Consider the following 16,089-nt stretch of genomic DNA (forward strand, 5'->3'; position numbering starts at 1 on the left):
GTTACTCCCCGAGGCTCGAGATGATAGTCAGTAGCTCCTGGCTGGTCGTCCTCCCAACTGCCCCGGCCACCTGACCGTCGTGCATGACAATGACGTTGTCTGCCATTGCCGCAGCCTCCAGATCGTGGGTGACCATGACGATCATCTGCCCCTCGTCCGCCATGCGTCGGAGGGTGTTCAGCACGATTCCAGTGCTCTGCGAATCCAACGCGCCTGTCGGCTCATCCGCGAACACGATGTCTGGCCGTCGCGCTAGCGCCCGGCACAGCGCGGTCCTTTGTTGCTCGCCGCCGGACAACGTCCGGGCCGGCGCGTCGCGCCGCGCGCCTAGATGGAATGCCTCTATCAAGCCGTTGACTACGCGGCGGGGAACGTTCTCCCGGTTCAGGCGAAAAGGAAGCGTGATGTTCTCTTCAACGGAGAGAAAGGGAACGAGATTGTACTGCTGGAAGACGAACCCGATGCTCGTACGCAGCATCCGGGCCCGGTCGCTCGCGGACTGGCGGTAAATGTCCTGCCCGTTAATACTGACAAAGCCTGACGATGGTTCGTCGAGACCGCTCAGGCACATCAGCAACGACGATTTTCCGGATCCCGAGTGCCCAACTATCGCGGTGAGGCCGCCGCCATGCAGTTCAAGATTGCATCCGCGCAGTATTTCAGTAGTTGTCGGCCCCGATTGAACATCTCGTCGAACGTCGCTGGCGGTGAGTGTCGCGGTCATCAAAGTCTCCCTGGCAAGTACACATCTGTCGTGCGGGGCACATCCCCTATCAAGAGTCCACCGGTGTTCTCATCGAACCGGCATACAGACTCAGCCATTCTTACTGAAACGTGCCCTGCCCGGTAGTGATCGGGTTGAGATCTTACTCCACATTCGATGTGAGTTCCGTGCATGCCGGGCATGACGCGGGAGAGCACAGCTTGCCCCACTTTGCTCGCACAGGCACCGTGGAAGCACGTGTTAGCGCACGGCAAGCAGGTGCATCAGCGTCGACTGGGAATCGTTGAAGTTGTCGTCAGTGACGACCACCATCGAGCGGCCACCGTTCGCAGCCGCGTTCTTCGGCCCCCAGGCGAGGCCCTCGACGTTGTCGGGGTGGGGCTTTTGGTTGTCAAAGTCGAAAACGAGGGTCTTGGACGCGGTCTTCTCCAAGCCGGTGAGTGCTTCGGTGCCCAGCACATCATCCGCGCCCTCAAGGTCCAGCGTGTAGATCTGCGCCATGTTCGTCTTGGTGGCTTCGTTGAATCCGCGCTCGAGCATGAACAGGTTGCCGTTGTCGTCGGCAAGCAAAGACGTCACCCCGCGGCCCGGGCTCACACGAACTGCGTGCTCTTTGACGGCTTTACCGGAGTTCAGATCGTACACCGTGATGCGGGCAAGGGAGCTGTGGGTCTCAGAGTTCTCCGGTCCATCTTGAGCGAGAGCATCCTCGTTAATGGTGATCATCGTCTTCCCATCAGCGAGAACCGCCATCGCCTCTGGACCCTTGTTGTTGTACACACCCTTTGTTCCCTTTTCATCGGGAGCGTGGTGCGCTGGAGCGTCGATGCGCCGGACTTCCTTCCCATCCGGCGTGGACTCAATGATCTGTGGGGCGATGAACGTGCCCTTGTCGGCTGAGCCTTCGGTGGTCCACAGGTAGTTTCCGTTCGGCAGCAAGCGGATTTCCTCGGGGTCGAGGTAATCGGAATACTCGCTCCCGTCCGCCTGCGTGAACCTGACCTCTCCGTCTTGCGTGAAGGTCTTTCCACCATCAGTCGTCTTGAAGTAGTACGCGCGAATCGGACCGTGCTCCTTCTTGTCGTCCGAGATAGCAATGTAGCGGTCCTGGTCGACGAGCTCGATGCCGCTGAGCCCGCCGATTGCCTTCTCATTGTTCCCTTCGCTGAAGTCGAAGCGATTCAGGTACTCAGCGTGAGGCTTCTCATCCCCCGGTTTGCGGGAAGAACCACCGGGTGCAGACCCGCCCTTCTGCCCCGCTGCCGCATTGATGATTGCCTGCACGATGAACGCACTCAGCCCACCGAGGGCCGCAGCGATTCCGGCGACAGCGAGCAGCGCCGCTGGCATAGGCACTTTCACGCCATTAATAGCGACGTCCTGCTGTGGCAGGGCGCCGATCTCCAGCGGTGCGGGTGCCGCTTCAGCGGGCTGGACAGTTGCGGTAGTTAAAGACAGGGCGGTGGCGGCTGCGATAACCGCACGGGCTGGACGACGGGACATGCGAGCGCTCCTCGGGCAGACGGCAGAGTTGGCAGAACCAGCCCCCACCCTAATTCGAGATGCCGGCCACGGCACGGGGAACAGCTGCCCGCATGACAAAATCCCCGTGACCACGGTGTGAAACCGGGGCCACGGGGGCGTCGACAAGCGAATGCGTTATGCGCTTACGGGCGCTGCATCTTGCCGTCCTTGTCCTTGAACGGGAAGCCGAAGTGGCGCAGCAGCGCACGGCCTTCCTCGTCGTTGATCGCGGAGGTCACCACGGTGATGTCCATACCGCGCGGACGGTCAACCTTGTCCACGTCGATCTCGTAGAACATGGTCTGCTCGGCGAGGCCGAAGGTGTAGTTGCCGTTGCCGTCGAACTGGGTGTCCGACAGGCCGCGGAAGTCACGAATACGCGGGAGAGCAACCGTCAGCAGACGGTCGAGGAACTCCCACATGCGGTCGCCGCGCAGGGTGACCTTCGCACCGATCGGCATGCCTTCACGCAGCTTGAAGTTAGCGATGGACTTCTTCGCGCGACGCAGCTGCGGCTTCTGGCCGGTGATCGCGGTGAGATCCTCGAGCGCACCGTTGATCATCTTCGAGTCGCGGGCAGCGTCGCCCACACCCATGTTCACGACGATTTTGGTGATGCCCGGGATCTGCATGACGTTGTCGTAACCGAACTGGTCAGCGAGCTTGCCGCGGATCTCGTCCTGGTAACGCGTCTTCAGGCGTGGAGTGTAGTTCTGAATCTCAGTCATTAGATGTCCTCCCCGTTCGACTTGGCCACGCGGACCTTCTTGCCGTCCTCGTCGAAGCGGTAGCCAACGCGGGTCGGGGCGCCCTCGGAGTCAAGGATCATCACGTTGGACACGTGGATCGGAGCCTCCTGGGTGACAATGCCGCCGGACTCAGCGCCGCGCTCGTTGTACGAGTTAGCAACGTGCTTCTTCACACGGTTCACGCCCTCGACCAGGACACGCTCACGCTTCGGGTATGCCTCAATGACGCGGCCCTGAGCGCCCTTGTCCTTACCGGCGATGACCTGGACCATATCGCCCTTCTTGATCTTCAACTAGATCACCTCCGGTGCGAGAGAAACGATCTTCATGAACTTCTTGTCGCGCAGCTCACGAGCAACCGGGCCGAAGATGCGGGTACCGCGCGGCTCGGTGTCGTTCTTGATCAGAACAGCTGCGTTCTCGTCGAACGAGATGTAGGAGCCGTCCGGGCGACGGGTCTCCTTCTTGGCGCGCACGACGACGGCGCGGACAATCTCGCCCTCTTTCACGTTGCCGCCGGGGGCGGCTTCCTTCACGGTGGCGACAATCGTGTCGCCGATACCGGCGAAGCGTCGAACAGAACCGCCGAGGACACGGACGCACAGAATCTCACGTGCACCAGTGTTGTCGGCGACCTTCAGACGCGATTCCTGCTGAATCACTTTTGGTCTCCTGACCTGGATCAATGTGCGCCAGATTTCCGTCCTGAACGCACGTGGTCAATTGCTTTTTGCGCCTTCGCTTATCGACGGACCTCGTCCACTACAACGAGGCCGAAGGGTCTCGGCCATTCCGCTCGGAAACGCGCGTCGTGGCCGACCAGCTCCAGGCAACTGATGTATTAAAGCACGTCAACAGGTGTTGGACCAAATCATCCCAGCATGGTTAGGCTGTCGCTGCCTACGCCCCGCAAGAAGGGGGCCGAGATCACACTAAGACGTTGATCAAACCGCAGCTCAAACGTATTAAATACCGCTAATGTTGAGGGCATGAACTTCCACAAAACAGCACCAGGCATCATCGGCAGAAAACTGGACCTGTTCTCCACTGAACCGTCCCGGTTCGCAGTACGCGCGATCATGGCTGGCGTCTACCTCGGAATCATGACGTCCTTCGCCGCGGCGACCGGAACGATCATGGAAAGCTACGCCCCGGGCTGGGGCGGCTATGTCTTCGCGGCCATCTTCGCAACGACGCTGTACATCATCATCGTCTTGCAAGGCGAGCTCGCCACCGGCGACATGATGTTCATGACCTACGGGGCGGTGACCAAGCACGTGTCCGTCCTACGCGGGTTGGCGCTGATCCTGTTCGTCACACTCTTCAACTTGGTCGGTGCCGTGGTGGTGTGTTGGCTGATCTCCCATACGGTGTTCATGGGCAACATCGACCCCGAAACCCGCCTGCTGCACACCGTGCTGGAAAACAAACTCGCGAAGCCCACAGGGGGTTTGTTCGTCGAGGCGATTCTGGCGAACATGGTGGTCAACATCGCGTTCATGATGTCCACGCAGGCTGGCCAAGATTTCTCCGCCAAATTGCTCGGCATCATCGTGGTCATTCCGGCGTTCGCCGCGATGAGCTACGAGCACTCGATCGCGAACTTCGTGATGGTCCAACTCGGCGGCTTCGTTTACGGGCCCGAGACGATCGACGGGTTCACCATTGCCAATATTCTGCGCAACTGGTCCGTGGTGTGGCTGGGCAACATGGTGGGCGGCGGCCTGATTATGGGCGGCGTATACGGCTGGCTGAATCTGACCAAGACTGAGTACAAGGATTAACTTTTTGCAACAATGGGCTGGTGACTAGCCCCCAAACCACCACCCCGCCGAGCGACCCGTTAAGCGCGGTCAAGCAGCTGCGCGACTCGTTGGCCGCGACCACGCTGCCCGCCGACGCCGCCGATGAAGCCCGCGCGGTGGTCAACCAGCTCGACGACTACATACTCCCCCGCCTGGCCAACCTCGACGCGCCGCTATTGGCCGTGATCGGCGGGTCCACCGGATCCGGCAAGTCCACGTTGGTCAACGCCTTGTTGCAGGAGCATGTGTCGAACCCTGGGGTCATCCGCCCCACCACCCGACAGCCGGTGTTGGTGGCTAATCCGGGCGACGCAGAATGGTTCAACTCGCCGCAGGTCCTGCCCGGCCTTGCTCGTTCCCACGGCGCGGGCAACGAGCAGTCCACGACGCTGCGAGTGGTGGAAACACCCAGCATTCCTGAGGGTCTTTCGCTTCTCGATGCCCCGGATTTCGACTCCACCGATGACCGCAACCGCGCCCTTGCCAGCCAGCTGCTCGCCGCAGCGGACTTGTGGATCTTCGTCACCACCCCCGCGCGCTACGCCGATCAGCTGGTGTGGAACTTTCTGCATGACGCCGCCGGTCGCGGCATCGAAGTCGTGGTCGTGCTCAACCGCCTCGACGAGGCAGCCGCAGCCACGGTCCCGGCCGATCTGCGGCGCATGATGAACGAGGCCGGCCTGGAACGCGCCACCGTCTTCGAAGTGCCGTACGTGAAGGACTTGCAGGAGGAGTTCCTCCCGACTGAGATGGTGGCGCCGCTCCGGGACTACCTGACCTCATTGGCGGACGATTCTGCTGCCCGGCGCGAGGTGGCCGGCAAGACCGTGGCAGGTGCGGCCAACGGCGCCCTTGCTCGCGTGGATGAGTTGGTGGCTACGCGCCAGCGCAGCGAAGAATTCGCGAACCACATCGACGAGTCGATCTTGGAGCTGTACCGCTCAGCGCACCACCACATCATTGATGCCACGTCCGACGGAAAGATGCTGCGCACCGAGGTCATGGACCGCTGGCAGGACGTGGTAGGCACCTCGGACGTGTTCCGCGGTGTCGAGCGCTGGTTCAGCCAGGCGGTGGACAAGGTGGGCAGCTTCTTCAGCGGCGAGCCCGCTCCCCTGCGGGAAGTGGAGACGGAGCTGGAGTCGGGTTTGCACGCCGTGATCGTGGATGCGGCGGACTCGGCGGCGTCTCGGGCGTGGGCGCATGTGGGGGCGGTGGCACCGGAGCGTCGTCACGCAGCTGATCCCTCCTTGGCCCGCGCCAGCCAGGACATCGACGACAAGGCCGCCCAGCTCATCCGCGAATGGCAGGGGGCGATGCTGACGCGCATTCAGGACACCGCGGGCGAGAAACGCCAGCGTGCCCGCGTGATGTCGCTGGGGCTCAACGTGCTCACCGTCGCGCTCATGTTGGTGGTGTTCTCCACCACGGCCGGACTGACCGGCGCTGAGATCGGCATCGCGGGAGGTTCCGCAGTGCTAGGCCAGAAGTTGCTGGAGACGGTGTTCGGTGAGGACACGGTCCGCCGCATGGCTGCCGACGCGCGCGAAGACCTCAACCAGCGTCTCGATGTGCTGCTGCGAGGCGAACGCGAGCGCTACTACGCCATCACTGACCCGCTGCTTGAGGGAACCTCTGCCGAATCCCTCCGTACCGCCGCTGCTGAGGCGCGTGTGTCGATCGACGAGCGTTTCCCCGGCATCCTCACCCCGGCCCCCACTGAGCAGGTTCCCGCCGCCCATGTCCCCGAGGATGTGCGGGAAAGCTACGAGCACGGCACCCTGCGCGGCTTATTCGACCAGCTGCGCGGCTCGTTTGGCACGCAATCGTCTGACGCTGAAGCTCACCGAACGGAGGGCGAGGGATAGTGGCGCTTTTCAAACGCACAACTCCGCTCGGCGACCGGCTCGCCGCGTTGGAGGAAGCTGCCTCCATCGGCGCGCCCTACTTGCCTGCCGACGAGATCCAGCGCTTCCAAGCGGTCGCGCGCGCGGGAGCGGAACGCCGCGCCCTGTCTGCTGACCACACCGTCGTAGGATTCTTTGGCGCGACCGGCTCCGGCAAGACGTCTCTGTTCAATGCGGTCGTAGGCGAGGACTTAGGCAAGGCAGCTGCGCGCCGCCCGACCACATCCTCGCCTCTCGCGGCGATTTGGGAGCCGGAAGGGTCCGAAGCGCTGCTGGACTGGCTTGGGGTGGAAGACCGCCGGAGCCGCGAAGGTGAGTTCGCTCCCGGCGCCGGCCCACTCATCTTGTTGGACCTGCCTGACTTCGACTCGGTGGAAGCCTCCAACCGTGCGATCGCGGAACGCCTTGCCGGCCAAGTCGACGTGCTGGTTTGGGTCACCGACCCCGAGAAGTACGCCGACAGCGTGATCCACGACCAGTTCATCCGCCCCCACGCCGGCCACGCCGAGGTCACCCTCGCCGTATTGAACAAAGCTGACCTGCTGCATGCGGACGATGTGCCCACGGTTGCCGGGAACTTCGAGAATTTGCTTCTCGACGACGGCCTTTCCCGCATCTCCGTCATCCCCACCTCCACCCGCACCGGTGAGGGCATTGAGGCGCTGCGGGGCTCCATTTCCAAGGTTGCCCGCGCGCACACTGCTCAGGCCGCCCGCATCGAAGCTGACATTCGGGCGGTGACGGAGGACTATGCGCCGGCAAGTGGGGTGGGTGGCGTCGAAAAGCACGCGAAGCGTGCCCTTGACGCGACCTTGTCTCAAGCGGCCGGGGCGGAGCGCATCGCCTCGACCACTGCCGCCGCCTACCGCAAGCGGCTGCATGAGCGCACCGGGTGGTTGTTGACCAGCTGGATCACCAGGTTCCGCCCCGATCCTCTGCGCCGGCTCGGCCTGCGGGAGGAGTCCGATGACGTCGGCGTGCACCGCACCTCGATGCCGGAGCTGGATGCATCCGGCAAAGCGGTGGCGAACAAAGGTCTGCGTGACTATTCCGCAGCCGCCGCTGCCGGCCTGCCCCACGCGTGGTCAGCGGCGGTGGCGGACCGCACCGAGGAGATTTCCCAGTCTCTGCCGGGTGAACTGGACCGTGCCGTGGCGCGCACCCGCCTCCCCGCAGAACCGTCCCGCGGATGGTTCCTGCTCACGGTGATTCAGTGGCTGGCGCTCATCGCCGCGCTGGCTGGAGTGGTTTGGTATCTGCTCGTGGCATTCGTGCCGGGCGCGCTGATGCCGCTGCTTGGCGACGATCTCGTCCCCACCGTCGAAGGCTGGCCAGTGCCCACGCTGCTCATCATGGCTGGGCTTCTGACGGGACTCATCATCGGTCTAGTCACCACCGTCTTCGGTGGGGTGATCGGCTCCGGGGTGAAGCGCCGCACCCGGAACGCGGTGCGCAGAGAGGTAGCGGAGATCTCTCAAACAGCCGTGGTGGAGCCACTGGAGAGCATACGCGCCGATTACGACAATTTCGTCGGTACGGTGACGAGCGCTGTGAGGTAGAAGCGGCGGCCGCGCTTGGCCTCGGATGCAGAACCTTGAGCAGAGCAGAGTGCTGCAATGACCCCGAGGCCGTTGCGAAGGGTAGCCGTACCAATGGGGGCACCATCCAGCCCGGAATACTACTGGCGGTTTTCCGGAATACTGCTGATCTAAACTCGCAGGTCAAAAACGTTCGTTAATGCTTATATGCCTGAGCAGTATTCCAGCGTCCAAAGGGGGCGAGCCGCCCCCCAGGAATCCGCAACAGTCCGAAGCCGCGGCTCTTCAGCCGCGAGACCTGGCCTTGATACACGTCGAAGTCAGGCCTTCAATTGTTTGAAGACCCCCTGACGGACGCAAGCCTCACGTATGATCGAGGGATAAGACACGGGGTGCCCAGCCCCCGATGAGGCCGGGCTGAGATTACACCCGTTGAACCTGATCGAACTCGAATTCGCGGAGGAATTGTCTGATGGCCGAACGCACGCCCAGCGCTATCCCTAACATCCTGTCCATTGCCGGAACGGACCCGACGGGCGGTGCGGGCATCCAGGCCGATCTGAAGTCAATTGCCGCTGCGGGCGGCTACGGCATGTGCGTGGTCACCTCGCTGGTGGCGCAGAACACCCACGGTGTGCGCGATATTCACACCCCGCCGCAGGAGTTTCTCAAGGCACAGCTCGACGCGGTCTTCGACGACGTCCAGGTCGACGCGGTGAAGATCGGCATGCTGGGTGACGCCACGACCACGAAGACGGTCTCCGACTACCTCACGGAGCACCCGGTGCCCATCGTCGTGGTGGACCCGGTGATGGTGGCCACCAGCGGTGACCGCCTGCTGACTGAGGATGCGGAGGAGGCGCTGCGGCAGTTCGTGAAGGAGCACGCCACCGTGGTCACGCCCAACATTCCGGAGCTGGCTGTGCTGGCGGGCACGCAGCCTGCGGACACGCTCGAGGAAGCCATGGAGCAGGGCCGGGCCTACGCAGACGCCAGCGGCGTGAAAGTCGTGGTCAAGGGCGGCCACCTGCGCGAAGGCATGGCCTCAAACGCGCTAGTTTCTCCCGATGGTGACACCGAGGTCGCTGAGGTCCCGCGCGTGGACACGAAGAACACGCACGGCACGGGCTGCTCCCTGTCGTCGGCCTTCGCCACGCGCATGGCTATCGACCCAGCCACGGCGCTCGCGTGGACGTCGAGCTGGCTGCATGAGGCGATCGCGCACGCGGACGACCTCAACGTTGGCACCGGCCACGGACCCATCGACCACTCCCATCGCGCGCGCCGTCTCGCAACGGCAGGCTCCGCGCAGCCCTGGAAGCTTAGCGACGATTGGACCGCCCCGAACACCACCTCCTCCCCCATCCTCGAACCCAAGATCGAGGCTGCCGGCCCCTTCACCCGGGACCTCTGGGAGAAAGCAGCAGCAAAGGTGTGGCCGGAAACCCTGGACTCTCCGTTCATCCGCGCTCTGCGCGACGGCACGCTGCCGCAGGAGCAGTTCTCCTTCTATTTGGTTCAGGATGCCTACTACTTGCGGGAGTACTCGCGGGCGCTGGCGTCGTTAAGCGTGAAAGCTCCCGACGCCGAGGACCAGGTGTGGTGGGCCCAGTCCGCGACTGTCGCCATCGAGGCGGAATCCGATCTGCACCGCAGCTGGATCTCCGCGCACGAGGTCGCAGCGGACACTCCCCCGTCTCCGGTGACGCTGGGGTACGTGAACATGCTCACGTCTACCGCGGCGCTGGCGGACTACGCCATCGGCGCCGCCGCGGTGCTCCCGTGCTTCTGGCTCTACGCCGAAGTGGGCATGCACCTTGCAGAGAACAACCACGATGCCCACCCCTACAACGCATGGCTGTCCATGTACGGCGGCGACGACTTCGTAGACGGTGTGCGCATGGCACTGCAGAGCGTGGAGAAGGCTCTGTCGAACGCGTCCGAGGAGCAGCGCGCGAAGGCTACCGAAGCCTTCATGTACGCCTGCTATTACGAGCGGGAGTTCTTCGACCAGGCAACGCGCACCCAATGATCACGGTCTACGGCGAGGCGCTGGTGGACCTGGTACCCGCCGGCACGCTTCCACTTGCGCCTTTGCGGCCAGCGCTCGGCGGCGGTCCGTTCAATGTCGCGCGCGCTCTCGGCCGCATGGGATCCACTGTCTCGTTCCAATCGCGGTTATCTAGCGATAGTTTCGGCCGCGAGCTGCGGGCCTCGCTTATCGACGCCCACGTCGCCCTCCCCCACTGCCCCACCGGGCCCGAGCCCACCACATTGGCGGTGGCATCCATCGGTGACGACGGATCGGCAAGCTACCAGTTCTACACCGAGGGCACAGCCGACCGCCAGGCAGAACCAGTGCCGGCGCCAGAGGGCTTTACCGTGTTCGGCAGCCTTTCGCTGGCACTTGAGCCGGCCGCATCGCGCTACGCTGCCGCCGCCCGCACGAGTGTGGAGGCCGGTGCCGTCGTTTGCCTCGATCCGAATATCCGCCCTGCCACTGCAACAGAAAAACACCGCGCGTTCCTGCGGGGCATGCTGAAGCTGTCCGAGGACGAGGTTGGATTCCTCGGTGATACATCCAACGTCCCCGTCGTGGTGACCACGTCCTCGAACGGCATTCACGTGCGCGCTCCGTTTGGCCAGTGCTCCGTCGCACAGCACGACGTCCACGTTGTAGACACCATTGGCGCCGGTGACACCGTGATGGCCGCGCTGGTGCACCAGTTCGACCGGCGTGGTTTGGGCTGCGACGACCTGCTGAATTTGAACGACAGCGAGTGGCGGGAAATCCTCAATTTCGCCGCTTTCGCCGCATCGATCACGGTGTCCCGAGCAGGCGCAGACACACCCTACGCGCGCGAACTCGAGCACCTCATTCAATGATGTAGCCGATGCACTAAACAGCAAGAAACCCGCCGATTGAAATCGGCGGGTTTCTTCGCGAAGAGAGAGGACTAGCGAGCCTTCTCCACAATGTCCAGGAGGCGGAAGTGCTTGTCCTTGGACAGCGGACGGGTCTCAATGATGTGGACGAGATCGCCCACGCCAGCCTCGTTGTTCTCGTCGTGAGCCTTCACGCGCTTGGTAGTACGGACAATCTTGCCGTACAGGGCGTGGGACTTACGGTCCTCGACCTCGACGACGATGGTCTTGTCCATCTTGTCGGACACGACGTAGCCACGGCGGCGCTTCTGCAGCCCCTTCTCCTTCGGCTGGGTCTCAGTGTGCTTCGGGCCCTTGCCGGTGGCGGTTCCAGTTGCTTCAGTCATTTACTTACGCTCCTTCACCAGGGACAGTGGACAGGCCCAGCTCGCGCTCGCGCAGCACCGTGTAGATGCGGGCGATGTCGCGCTTGACCGTCGAGATCCGGCGGTTGTTGGTCAGCTGACCGGTAGCGTTCTGGAAGCGCAGGTTGAACAGCTCTTCCTTAGCAGCGGACAGGCGGTCCTTAAGCTCAGCCTCGGTGAGCTCGCGGAACTCGTGTGCGGGGGTACCAGTAGCCATTAGTACAGGTCCTCCTTCGAGATAACGCGGGTCTTGCAGGGCAGCTTCGCACCGGCGCGGCGCAGAGCTTCCTGAGCGACCTGCTCGTTCGGGTAAGACATTTCGAACAGGATGCGGCCAGGCTTGACGTTGGCCACCCACTTCTCCACCGGGCCCTTACCGGAACCCATACGCACACCGAGCGGCTTCTGGGTCAGGGGGCGGTCCGGGAAGATGTTGATCCAAACCTTACCGCCGCGCTTGACGTGGCGGTTGATGGCGATACGTGCGGACTCGATCTGGCGGTTGGTGATGTACGCCGGCTCGAGAGCCTGCAGGCCGTAGTCGCCGAAGTTGATGGTGTTGCCGCCCTTGGACACGCCCGAACGGTTCGGGCGGTGCTGGCGACGGTACTTGACGCGCTTCGGGATAAGCATGAACTTAACCCTCCTTCTTCTGCTCAGCGCGCTGGCGGCGCTGGCCGCCACGGCGCGGACGACGGTCGCGGTCGCCACGGCCACCGCGCTCGTTCTTCGGTGCGTTGAGTTCGGACTCGCGGACACCGCCGACGACGTCACCCTTGTAGATCCAGACCTTGACACCGATGATGCCGAAGGTGGTCTCTGCCTCGGCGAGACCGTAGTCGATCTCGGCGCGCAGGGTGTGCAGCGGGACGCGGCCCTCGTGGTAGCGCTCGACGCGGGACATCTCAGCGCCGCCGAGACGGCCGGAGCACTGAATCTTGATGCCCTTGACCTGCGGCTGACGCATCGCGGACTGGATGGCCTTACGCATGGCGCGGCGGAATGCAACACGGTTGACCAGCTGCTCAGCCACGGACTGGGCGACCAGAGCGGCGTTGGCGTCGACGTTCTTGACCTCGAGGATGTTCAGGGCGACCATCTTGCCGGTGAGCTTTTCCAGCTCGCGGCGGATGCGGTCAGCCTCTGCACCGCGGCGGCCGATCACGATACCCGGGCGGGCGGTGTGAATGTCGACACGGACGCGGTCGCGGGTGCGCTCGATGACAATGTCAGCGATGCCTGCGCGCTGCAGATTCTTGTTCAGGAACTCGCGGATCTTGATGTCTTCAGCGACATAGTCTGCGTAGTTGTTGTCGGCGTACCAGTGGGACTTCCAGTCAGCGGTGATGCCCAGCCGGAGGCCGTGCGGGTGAATTTTCTGACCCATGTGAGTTTAAGCCTCCTTCTGGCTCTCAACTACCACGGTGATGTGGCAGGTGCGCTTGCGGATCTGGAATGCGCGGCCCTGGGCGCGCGGCTGGTAGCGGCGCATGGTCGGGCCTTCGTTGGCGTATGCCTCGGAAATGACCAGCGTGCGCGGGTCAAGACCGAAGTTGTTCTCAGCGTTGGCAGCTGCAGACGCGACGACCTTGGCCACCTGGGTGGACACGGACTGCGGCGCGTACTTCAGGATTGCCAGGGCCTCGGACACGGACTTGCCGCGGACGAGGTCGAGGACGCGGTTCGCCTTCATCTGCGAAGTGCGAACGTACTTGGCGGTAGCGCGTGCGGAGGTGATGGTGTCACTCATTGCTTATCGACGCCCCTTCTCTTCCTTGACGTGACCCTTGAAGGTCTTCGTCGGTGCGAATTCACCGAGCTTGTGGCCGACCATGGACTCGTCGATGAACACCGGCACGTGCTTGCGGCCGTCGTGGACGGCGAAGGTGTGCCCGATGAAGTCGGGGAGAATGGTCGAGCGGCGGGACCAGGTCTTGATGACCTGCTTGGTTCCGGCCTCGTTCTGAGCATCCACCTTGTTGAGGAGGTGCTCGTCAACGAACGGGCCTTTCTTTAGGCTGCGTGGCATGTGAAGTTACCTCCTCTTAGCGCTTCTTGTTCGGGCGACGACGGCGCACGATCATGTTGTTGGAATAACGGTTCGGGTTGCGGGTACGGCCTTCCTGCTGGCCCCACGGGGAAACCGGGTGGCGGCCACCGGAGGTCTTACCCTCACCACCACCGTGCGGGTGGTCGACCGGGTTCATGACAACACCGCGGACAGTGGGCCTCCAGCCCTTCCAGCGCATACGGCCGGCCTTACCCCAGCGGATGTTGATCTGGTCAGCGTTGCCAACCTCGCCGACGGTCGCGCGGCAGCGGATGTCCACGCGGCGGATCTCGGAAGACGGCATACGCAAAACGGCGTAGGTGCCTTCCTTACCCAGCAGCTGGATGGACGTGCCTGCGGAACGGGCCAGCTTGGCGCCGGCGCCCGGCTTGAGCTCCACAGCGTGGATGGTCGTACCGGTCGGGATGTTGCGCAGCGGCAGGTTGTTGCCCACCTTGATGTCGGCGTTGGCGCCAGCCTCTACCGTGGTGCCCTGGGTCAGGCCCTTCGGTGCGATGATGTAGCGCTTCTCGCCGTCTGCGTAGTGCAACAGAGCGATGTTGGCGGTGCGGTTCGGGTCGTACTCGATGTGAGCGACCTTTGCCGGGATGCCGTCCTTGTCGGAGCGGCGGAAGTCAATAACGCGGTACTGGCGCTTGTGGCCGCCGCCACGGTGGCGGGTAGTGATGTGGCCGTGAGTGTTGCGGCCACCCTTCTTCGGGAGCGGGCGCAGCAGGGACTTCTCCGGGGTGGAACGAGTGATGTCCTCGAACTCGGAAACGGAGCTGTTGCGGCGACCCGGGGTTGTCGGCTTGTACTTACGAATAGCCATAGTAGTTCCTTTTCGATCTAACTCTTTTCGTTAGCGCTGGCTGCCGCTAGGCAGTCGCGCCTCCGAAAATGTCGATGGAGTCGCTGCCCTCGCGGAGGGTGACGTAGGCGCGCTTGGTGTCCTTCCGCTTGCCCCAACCGGTGCGGGAACGCTTGCGCTTGCCCTCGCGGTTGACGGTGTTCACGGAATCGACCTTCACGCCGAAGATTTCCTCCACGGCAATCTTGATCTGGGTCTTGTTGGCTTCCGGAGCGACGTAGAACGTGTAGGTGTTCTGCTCCATCAGGCCGTAGGTCTTCTCGGAGAGGACCGGGGCGATGATGATGTCGCGCGGGTTGGCGATCTTAGCCATTAGTTCTTTGCCTCCTCTGCGGCACCAACAGCGTTTGCGCGGCCCACGAAGTCGTGGAGAGCTTCCACGGAGAAGACCACGTCGTCTGCGTTGAGCACGTCGTAGGTGTTCAGCTGACCCGGCTCAAGGATGGTCACGCCCGGCAGGTTCCGTGCGGAAAGACGGGAGTTGACATCCTCACGGCCGATGACGAGCAGAACCGACTTGCGGTCGGTGAGGCGCTCGACGAAGGCGCGGGCGGACTTGGTCGACGGGGTCTGACCCGGAACGAGCTCTTCGACCACGTGAATGCGGTCGTTCTGAGCACGGTTGGTCAGGGCGCCGGCAAGAGCTGCCTTGATCATCTTCTTCGGGGTGCGCTGCGAGTAGTCACGCGGCACCGGGCCGTGAACCGTGCCACCGCCGGTGTAGTGCGGTGCGCGGATGGAGCCCTGGCGTGCGCGGCCGGTGCCCTTCTGGCGGAACGGCTTGCGGCCACCGCCGCGGACCTCGCCGCGGGTCTTGGTCTTGTGGGTGCCCTGGCGTGCAGCGGCGAGCTGCGCGTTGACCACCTGGTGCATCAGGGGCACGGAAGCTTCACGGTCGAACAGCTCGGCCGGGAGCTCGACAGTGCCCTTGGTTGCTCCGTCAGCGGTGTGGACATCAAGTGTCAGGTTCGTCATGCGTGAGCACCGCCCTTCACTGCGGTCTTGACGGTGACCAGGCTGCCCTTAGCGCCGGGAATGGCGCCCTTGATCAGCAGCAGGTTGGAGTCGCCGTCGATACGTTGAATCTTCAGGTTCTGGGTAGTCACACGGTTGCTGCCCATGCGGCCTGCCATGCGCTTGCCCTTGAACACGCGGCCCGGGGTGGCGCAGCCACCGATGGAGCCGACGCGGCGGTGCGCAGCCTGGTTACCGTGAGCGGCACCCTGGCCTGCGAAGCCGTGGCGCTTCATGGCACCTGCGTAGCCCTTGCCCTTGGTGGTGCCGGCAACGTCGACGAAGGTATCGCCGTCGAAGATGTTGACGGTCACTTCCTGGCCAAGTTCGTAGGCAGAGGTGTCGTCCATGCGGATCTCAGCCACGTGGCGGCGCGGGTTCTGGCCGGCCTTCTGGTAGTGGCCTGCCTGCGGCTTCTTCGCCTTACGGGGATCAATGTCGCCGTAAGCGATCTGGATGGCGGAGTAGCCATCGGTTTCTTCAGTGCGGATCTGGGTGACAACGCACGGCCCAGCCTCGACGACGGTCACCGGGATAACACGGTTCTCCTCGTCGAAGATCTGGGTCATACCGAGCTTGCGGCCCAGAATGCCCTTGATCTCGTTAGTCATGTGTCA

20 protein-coding genes and 1 riboswitch are annotated in these 16,089 nt (G+C 63.3%); of the genes, 5 read left to right on the forward strand and 15 right to left on the reverse strand.

Features of this window, described 5'->3' with window-relative positions; genetic code table 11:
• Position 1: 1 nt before the first annotated feature.
• From KBX07_RS03475 to rplN, 5 genes are all read right to left on the reverse strand, one after another.
• Positions 2 to 724 (reverse strand): ABC transporter ATP-binding protein, encoded by a 723-nt coding sequence (locus KBX07_RS03475; RefSeq protein ID WP_255997841.1) that lies wholly within the window; start codon positions 722 to 724, stop codon positions 2 to 4.
• Positions 725 to 964: 240 nt separating this feature from the next.
• Positions 965 to 2,227, reverse strand: a complete 1,263-nt coding sequence (locus KBX07_RS03480) for an esterase-like activity of phytase family protein (protein ID WP_256023026.1) — start codon at positions 2,225 to 2,227, stop codon at positions 965 to 967.
• Between the two features lie 164 nt (positions 2,228 to 2,391).
• On the reverse strand, positions 2,392 to 2,976 hold the full coding sequence (gene rplE, locus KBX07_RS03485) for a 50S ribosomal protein L5 (protein WP_256002248.1): 585 nt from the start codon (positions 2,974 to 2,976) through the stop codon (positions 2,392 to 2,394).
• Positions 2,976 to 3,290: a 50S ribosomal protein L24 gene (gene rplX, locus KBX07_RS03490; protein ID WP_256023028.1), complete on the reverse strand. Its 315-nt coding sequence runs from the start codon at positions 3,288 to 3,290 to the stop codon at positions 2,976 to 2,978. Before rplX ends, rplE begins: the two co-directional genes overlap by 1 nt.
• Complete coding sequence (gene rplN / locus KBX07_RS03495; RefSeq protein WP_040423424.1) at positions 3,291 to 3,659, reverse strand: 50S ribosomal protein L14; 369 nt, start codon at positions 3,657 to 3,659, stop codon at positions 3,291 to 3,293.
• A 327-nt stretch (positions 3,660 to 3,986) separates the two neighbouring features.
• On the opposite strand from rplN, the gene KBX07_RS03500 reads away from it, so the two are divergent.
• The 5 genes from KBX07_RS03500 to KBX07_RS03520 all read left to right on the forward strand — a co-directional run bounded on the left by KBX07_RS03500 (position 3,987) and on the right by KBX07_RS03520 (position 11,133).
• Positions 3,987 to 4,781 carry a formate/nitrite transporter family protein gene (locus KBX07_RS03500; RefSeq protein ID WP_005286720.1) on the forward strand — a complete coding sequence of 265 codons (795 nt, stop codon included), beginning with the start codon at positions 3,987 to 3,989 and terminating at the stop codon, positions 4,779 to 4,781.
• A gap of 20 nt (positions 4,782 to 4,801) precedes the next feature.
• Positions 4,802 to 6,670, forward strand: a complete 1,869-nt coding sequence (locus tag KBX07_RS03505) for a GTPase domain-containing protein (RefSeq protein WP_256023030.1) — start codon at positions 4,802 to 4,804, stop codon at positions 6,668 to 6,670.
• A complete protein-coding gene (locus KBX07_RS03510) occupies positions 6,670 to 8,268 on the forward strand; it encodes a GTPase (RefSeq protein WP_256023031.1) in 1,599 nt (532 codons plus the stop codon). The genes KBX07_RS03505 and KBX07_RS03510 overlap by 1 nt, the downstream gene beginning before the upstream one ends.
• Before the next feature lie 357 nt (positions 8,269 to 8,625).
• A riboswitch (TPP riboswitch) is annotated at positions 8,626 to 8,730 on the forward strand.
• The gene (locus KBX07_RS03515) at positions 8,720 to 10,279 is read left to right on the forward strand and encodes a bifunctional hydroxymethylpyrimidine kinase/phosphomethylpyrimidine kinase (protein WP_256023033.1); all 1,560 of its coding nucleotides are present in this window, start codon (positions 8,720 to 8,722) and stop codon (positions 10,277 to 10,279) included. It overlaps the preceding riboswitch by 11 nt.
• A complete protein-coding gene (locus tag KBX07_RS03520) occupies positions 10,276 to 11,133 on the forward strand; it encodes a PfkB family carbohydrate kinase (protein WP_256023035.1) in 858 nt (285 codons plus the stop codon). The genes KBX07_RS03515 and KBX07_RS03520 overlap by 4 nt, the downstream gene beginning before the upstream one ends.
• Positions 11,134 to 11,204: 71 nt before the next feature.
• Here KBX07_RS03520 and rpsQ read toward each other — a convergent pair whose 3' ends face one another.
• The 10 genes from rpsQ to rplC are packed head-to-tail and all read right to left on the reverse strand — an operon-like array spanning position 11,205 to position 16,083.
• Positions 11,205 to 11,519 (reverse strand): 30S ribosomal protein S17, encoded by a 315-nt coding sequence (rpsQ, locus tag KBX07_RS03525; protein ID WP_256002239.1) that lies wholly within the window; start codon positions 11,517 to 11,519, stop codon positions 11,205 to 11,207.
• 4 nt (positions 11,520 to 11,523) lie between these two features.
• Positions 11,524 to 11,754 carry a 50S ribosomal protein L29 gene (gene rpmC / locus KBX07_RS03530; protein WP_005286736.1) on the reverse strand — a complete coding sequence of 77 codons (231 nt, stop codon included), beginning with the start codon at positions 11,752 to 11,754 and terminating at the stop codon, positions 11,524 to 11,526.
• A complete protein-coding gene (rplP, locus tag KBX07_RS03535) occupies positions 11,754 to 12,170 on the reverse strand; it encodes a 50S ribosomal protein L16 (protein WP_005286739.1) in 417 nt (138 codons plus the stop codon). The genes rpmC and rplP overlap by 1 nt, the downstream gene beginning before the upstream one ends.
• Before the next feature lie 4 nt (positions 12,171 to 12,174).
• Positions 12,175 to 12,924 carry a 30S ribosomal protein S3 gene (gene rpsC / locus KBX07_RS03540; protein ID WP_005286742.1) on the reverse strand — a complete coding sequence of 250 codons (750 nt, stop codon included), beginning with the start codon at positions 12,922 to 12,924 and terminating at the stop codon, positions 12,175 to 12,177.
• 6 nt (positions 12,925 to 12,930) lie between these two features.
• Positions 12,931 to 13,287, reverse strand: a complete 357-nt coding sequence (gene rplV / locus KBX07_RS03545) for a 50S ribosomal protein L22 (RefSeq protein ID WP_005286744.1) — start codon at positions 13,285 to 13,287, stop codon at positions 12,931 to 12,933.
• A 3-nt stretch (positions 13,288 to 13,290) separates the two neighbouring features.
• Complete coding sequence (rpsS, locus tag KBX07_RS03550) at positions 13,291 to 13,566, reverse strand: 30S ribosomal protein S19 (RefSeq protein WP_005286746.1); 276 nt, start codon at positions 13,564 to 13,566, stop codon at positions 13,291 to 13,293.
• Between the two features lie 16 nt (positions 13,567 to 13,582).
• Positions 13,583 to 14,419: a 50S ribosomal protein L2 gene (gene rplB, locus KBX07_RS03555; RefSeq protein WP_005286747.1), complete on the reverse strand. Its 837-nt coding sequence runs from the start codon at positions 14,417 to 14,419 to the stop codon at positions 13,583 to 13,585.
• Positions 14,420 to 14,465: 46 nt separating this feature from the next.
• Positions 14,466 to 14,771 (reverse strand): 50S ribosomal protein L23, encoded by a 306-nt coding sequence (gene rplW / locus KBX07_RS03560; protein ID WP_005286752.1) that lies wholly within the window; start codon positions 14,769 to 14,771, stop codon positions 14,466 to 14,468.
• A complete protein-coding gene (gene rplD, locus KBX07_RS03565) occupies positions 14,771 to 15,433 on the reverse strand; it encodes a 50S ribosomal protein L4 (RefSeq protein ID WP_005286755.1) in 663 nt (220 codons plus the stop codon). Before rplD ends, rplW begins: the two co-directional genes overlap by 1 nt.
• On the reverse strand, positions 15,430 to 16,083 hold the full coding sequence (gene rplC / locus KBX07_RS03570) for a 50S ribosomal protein L3 (protein WP_005286757.1): 654 nt from the start codon (positions 16,081 to 16,083) through the stop codon (positions 15,430 to 15,432). Before rplC ends, rplD begins: the two co-directional genes overlap by 4 nt.
• Positions 16,084 to 16,089 lie beyond the last annotated feature (6 nt).

Origin of the sequence: Corynebacterium sp. CCUG 70398, from assembly GCF_024454055.1 — a bacterium.
Classification (GTDB): Bacteria; Actinomycetota; Actinomycetes; order Mycobacteriales; family Mycobacteriaceae; genus Corynebacterium; species Corynebacterium genitalium.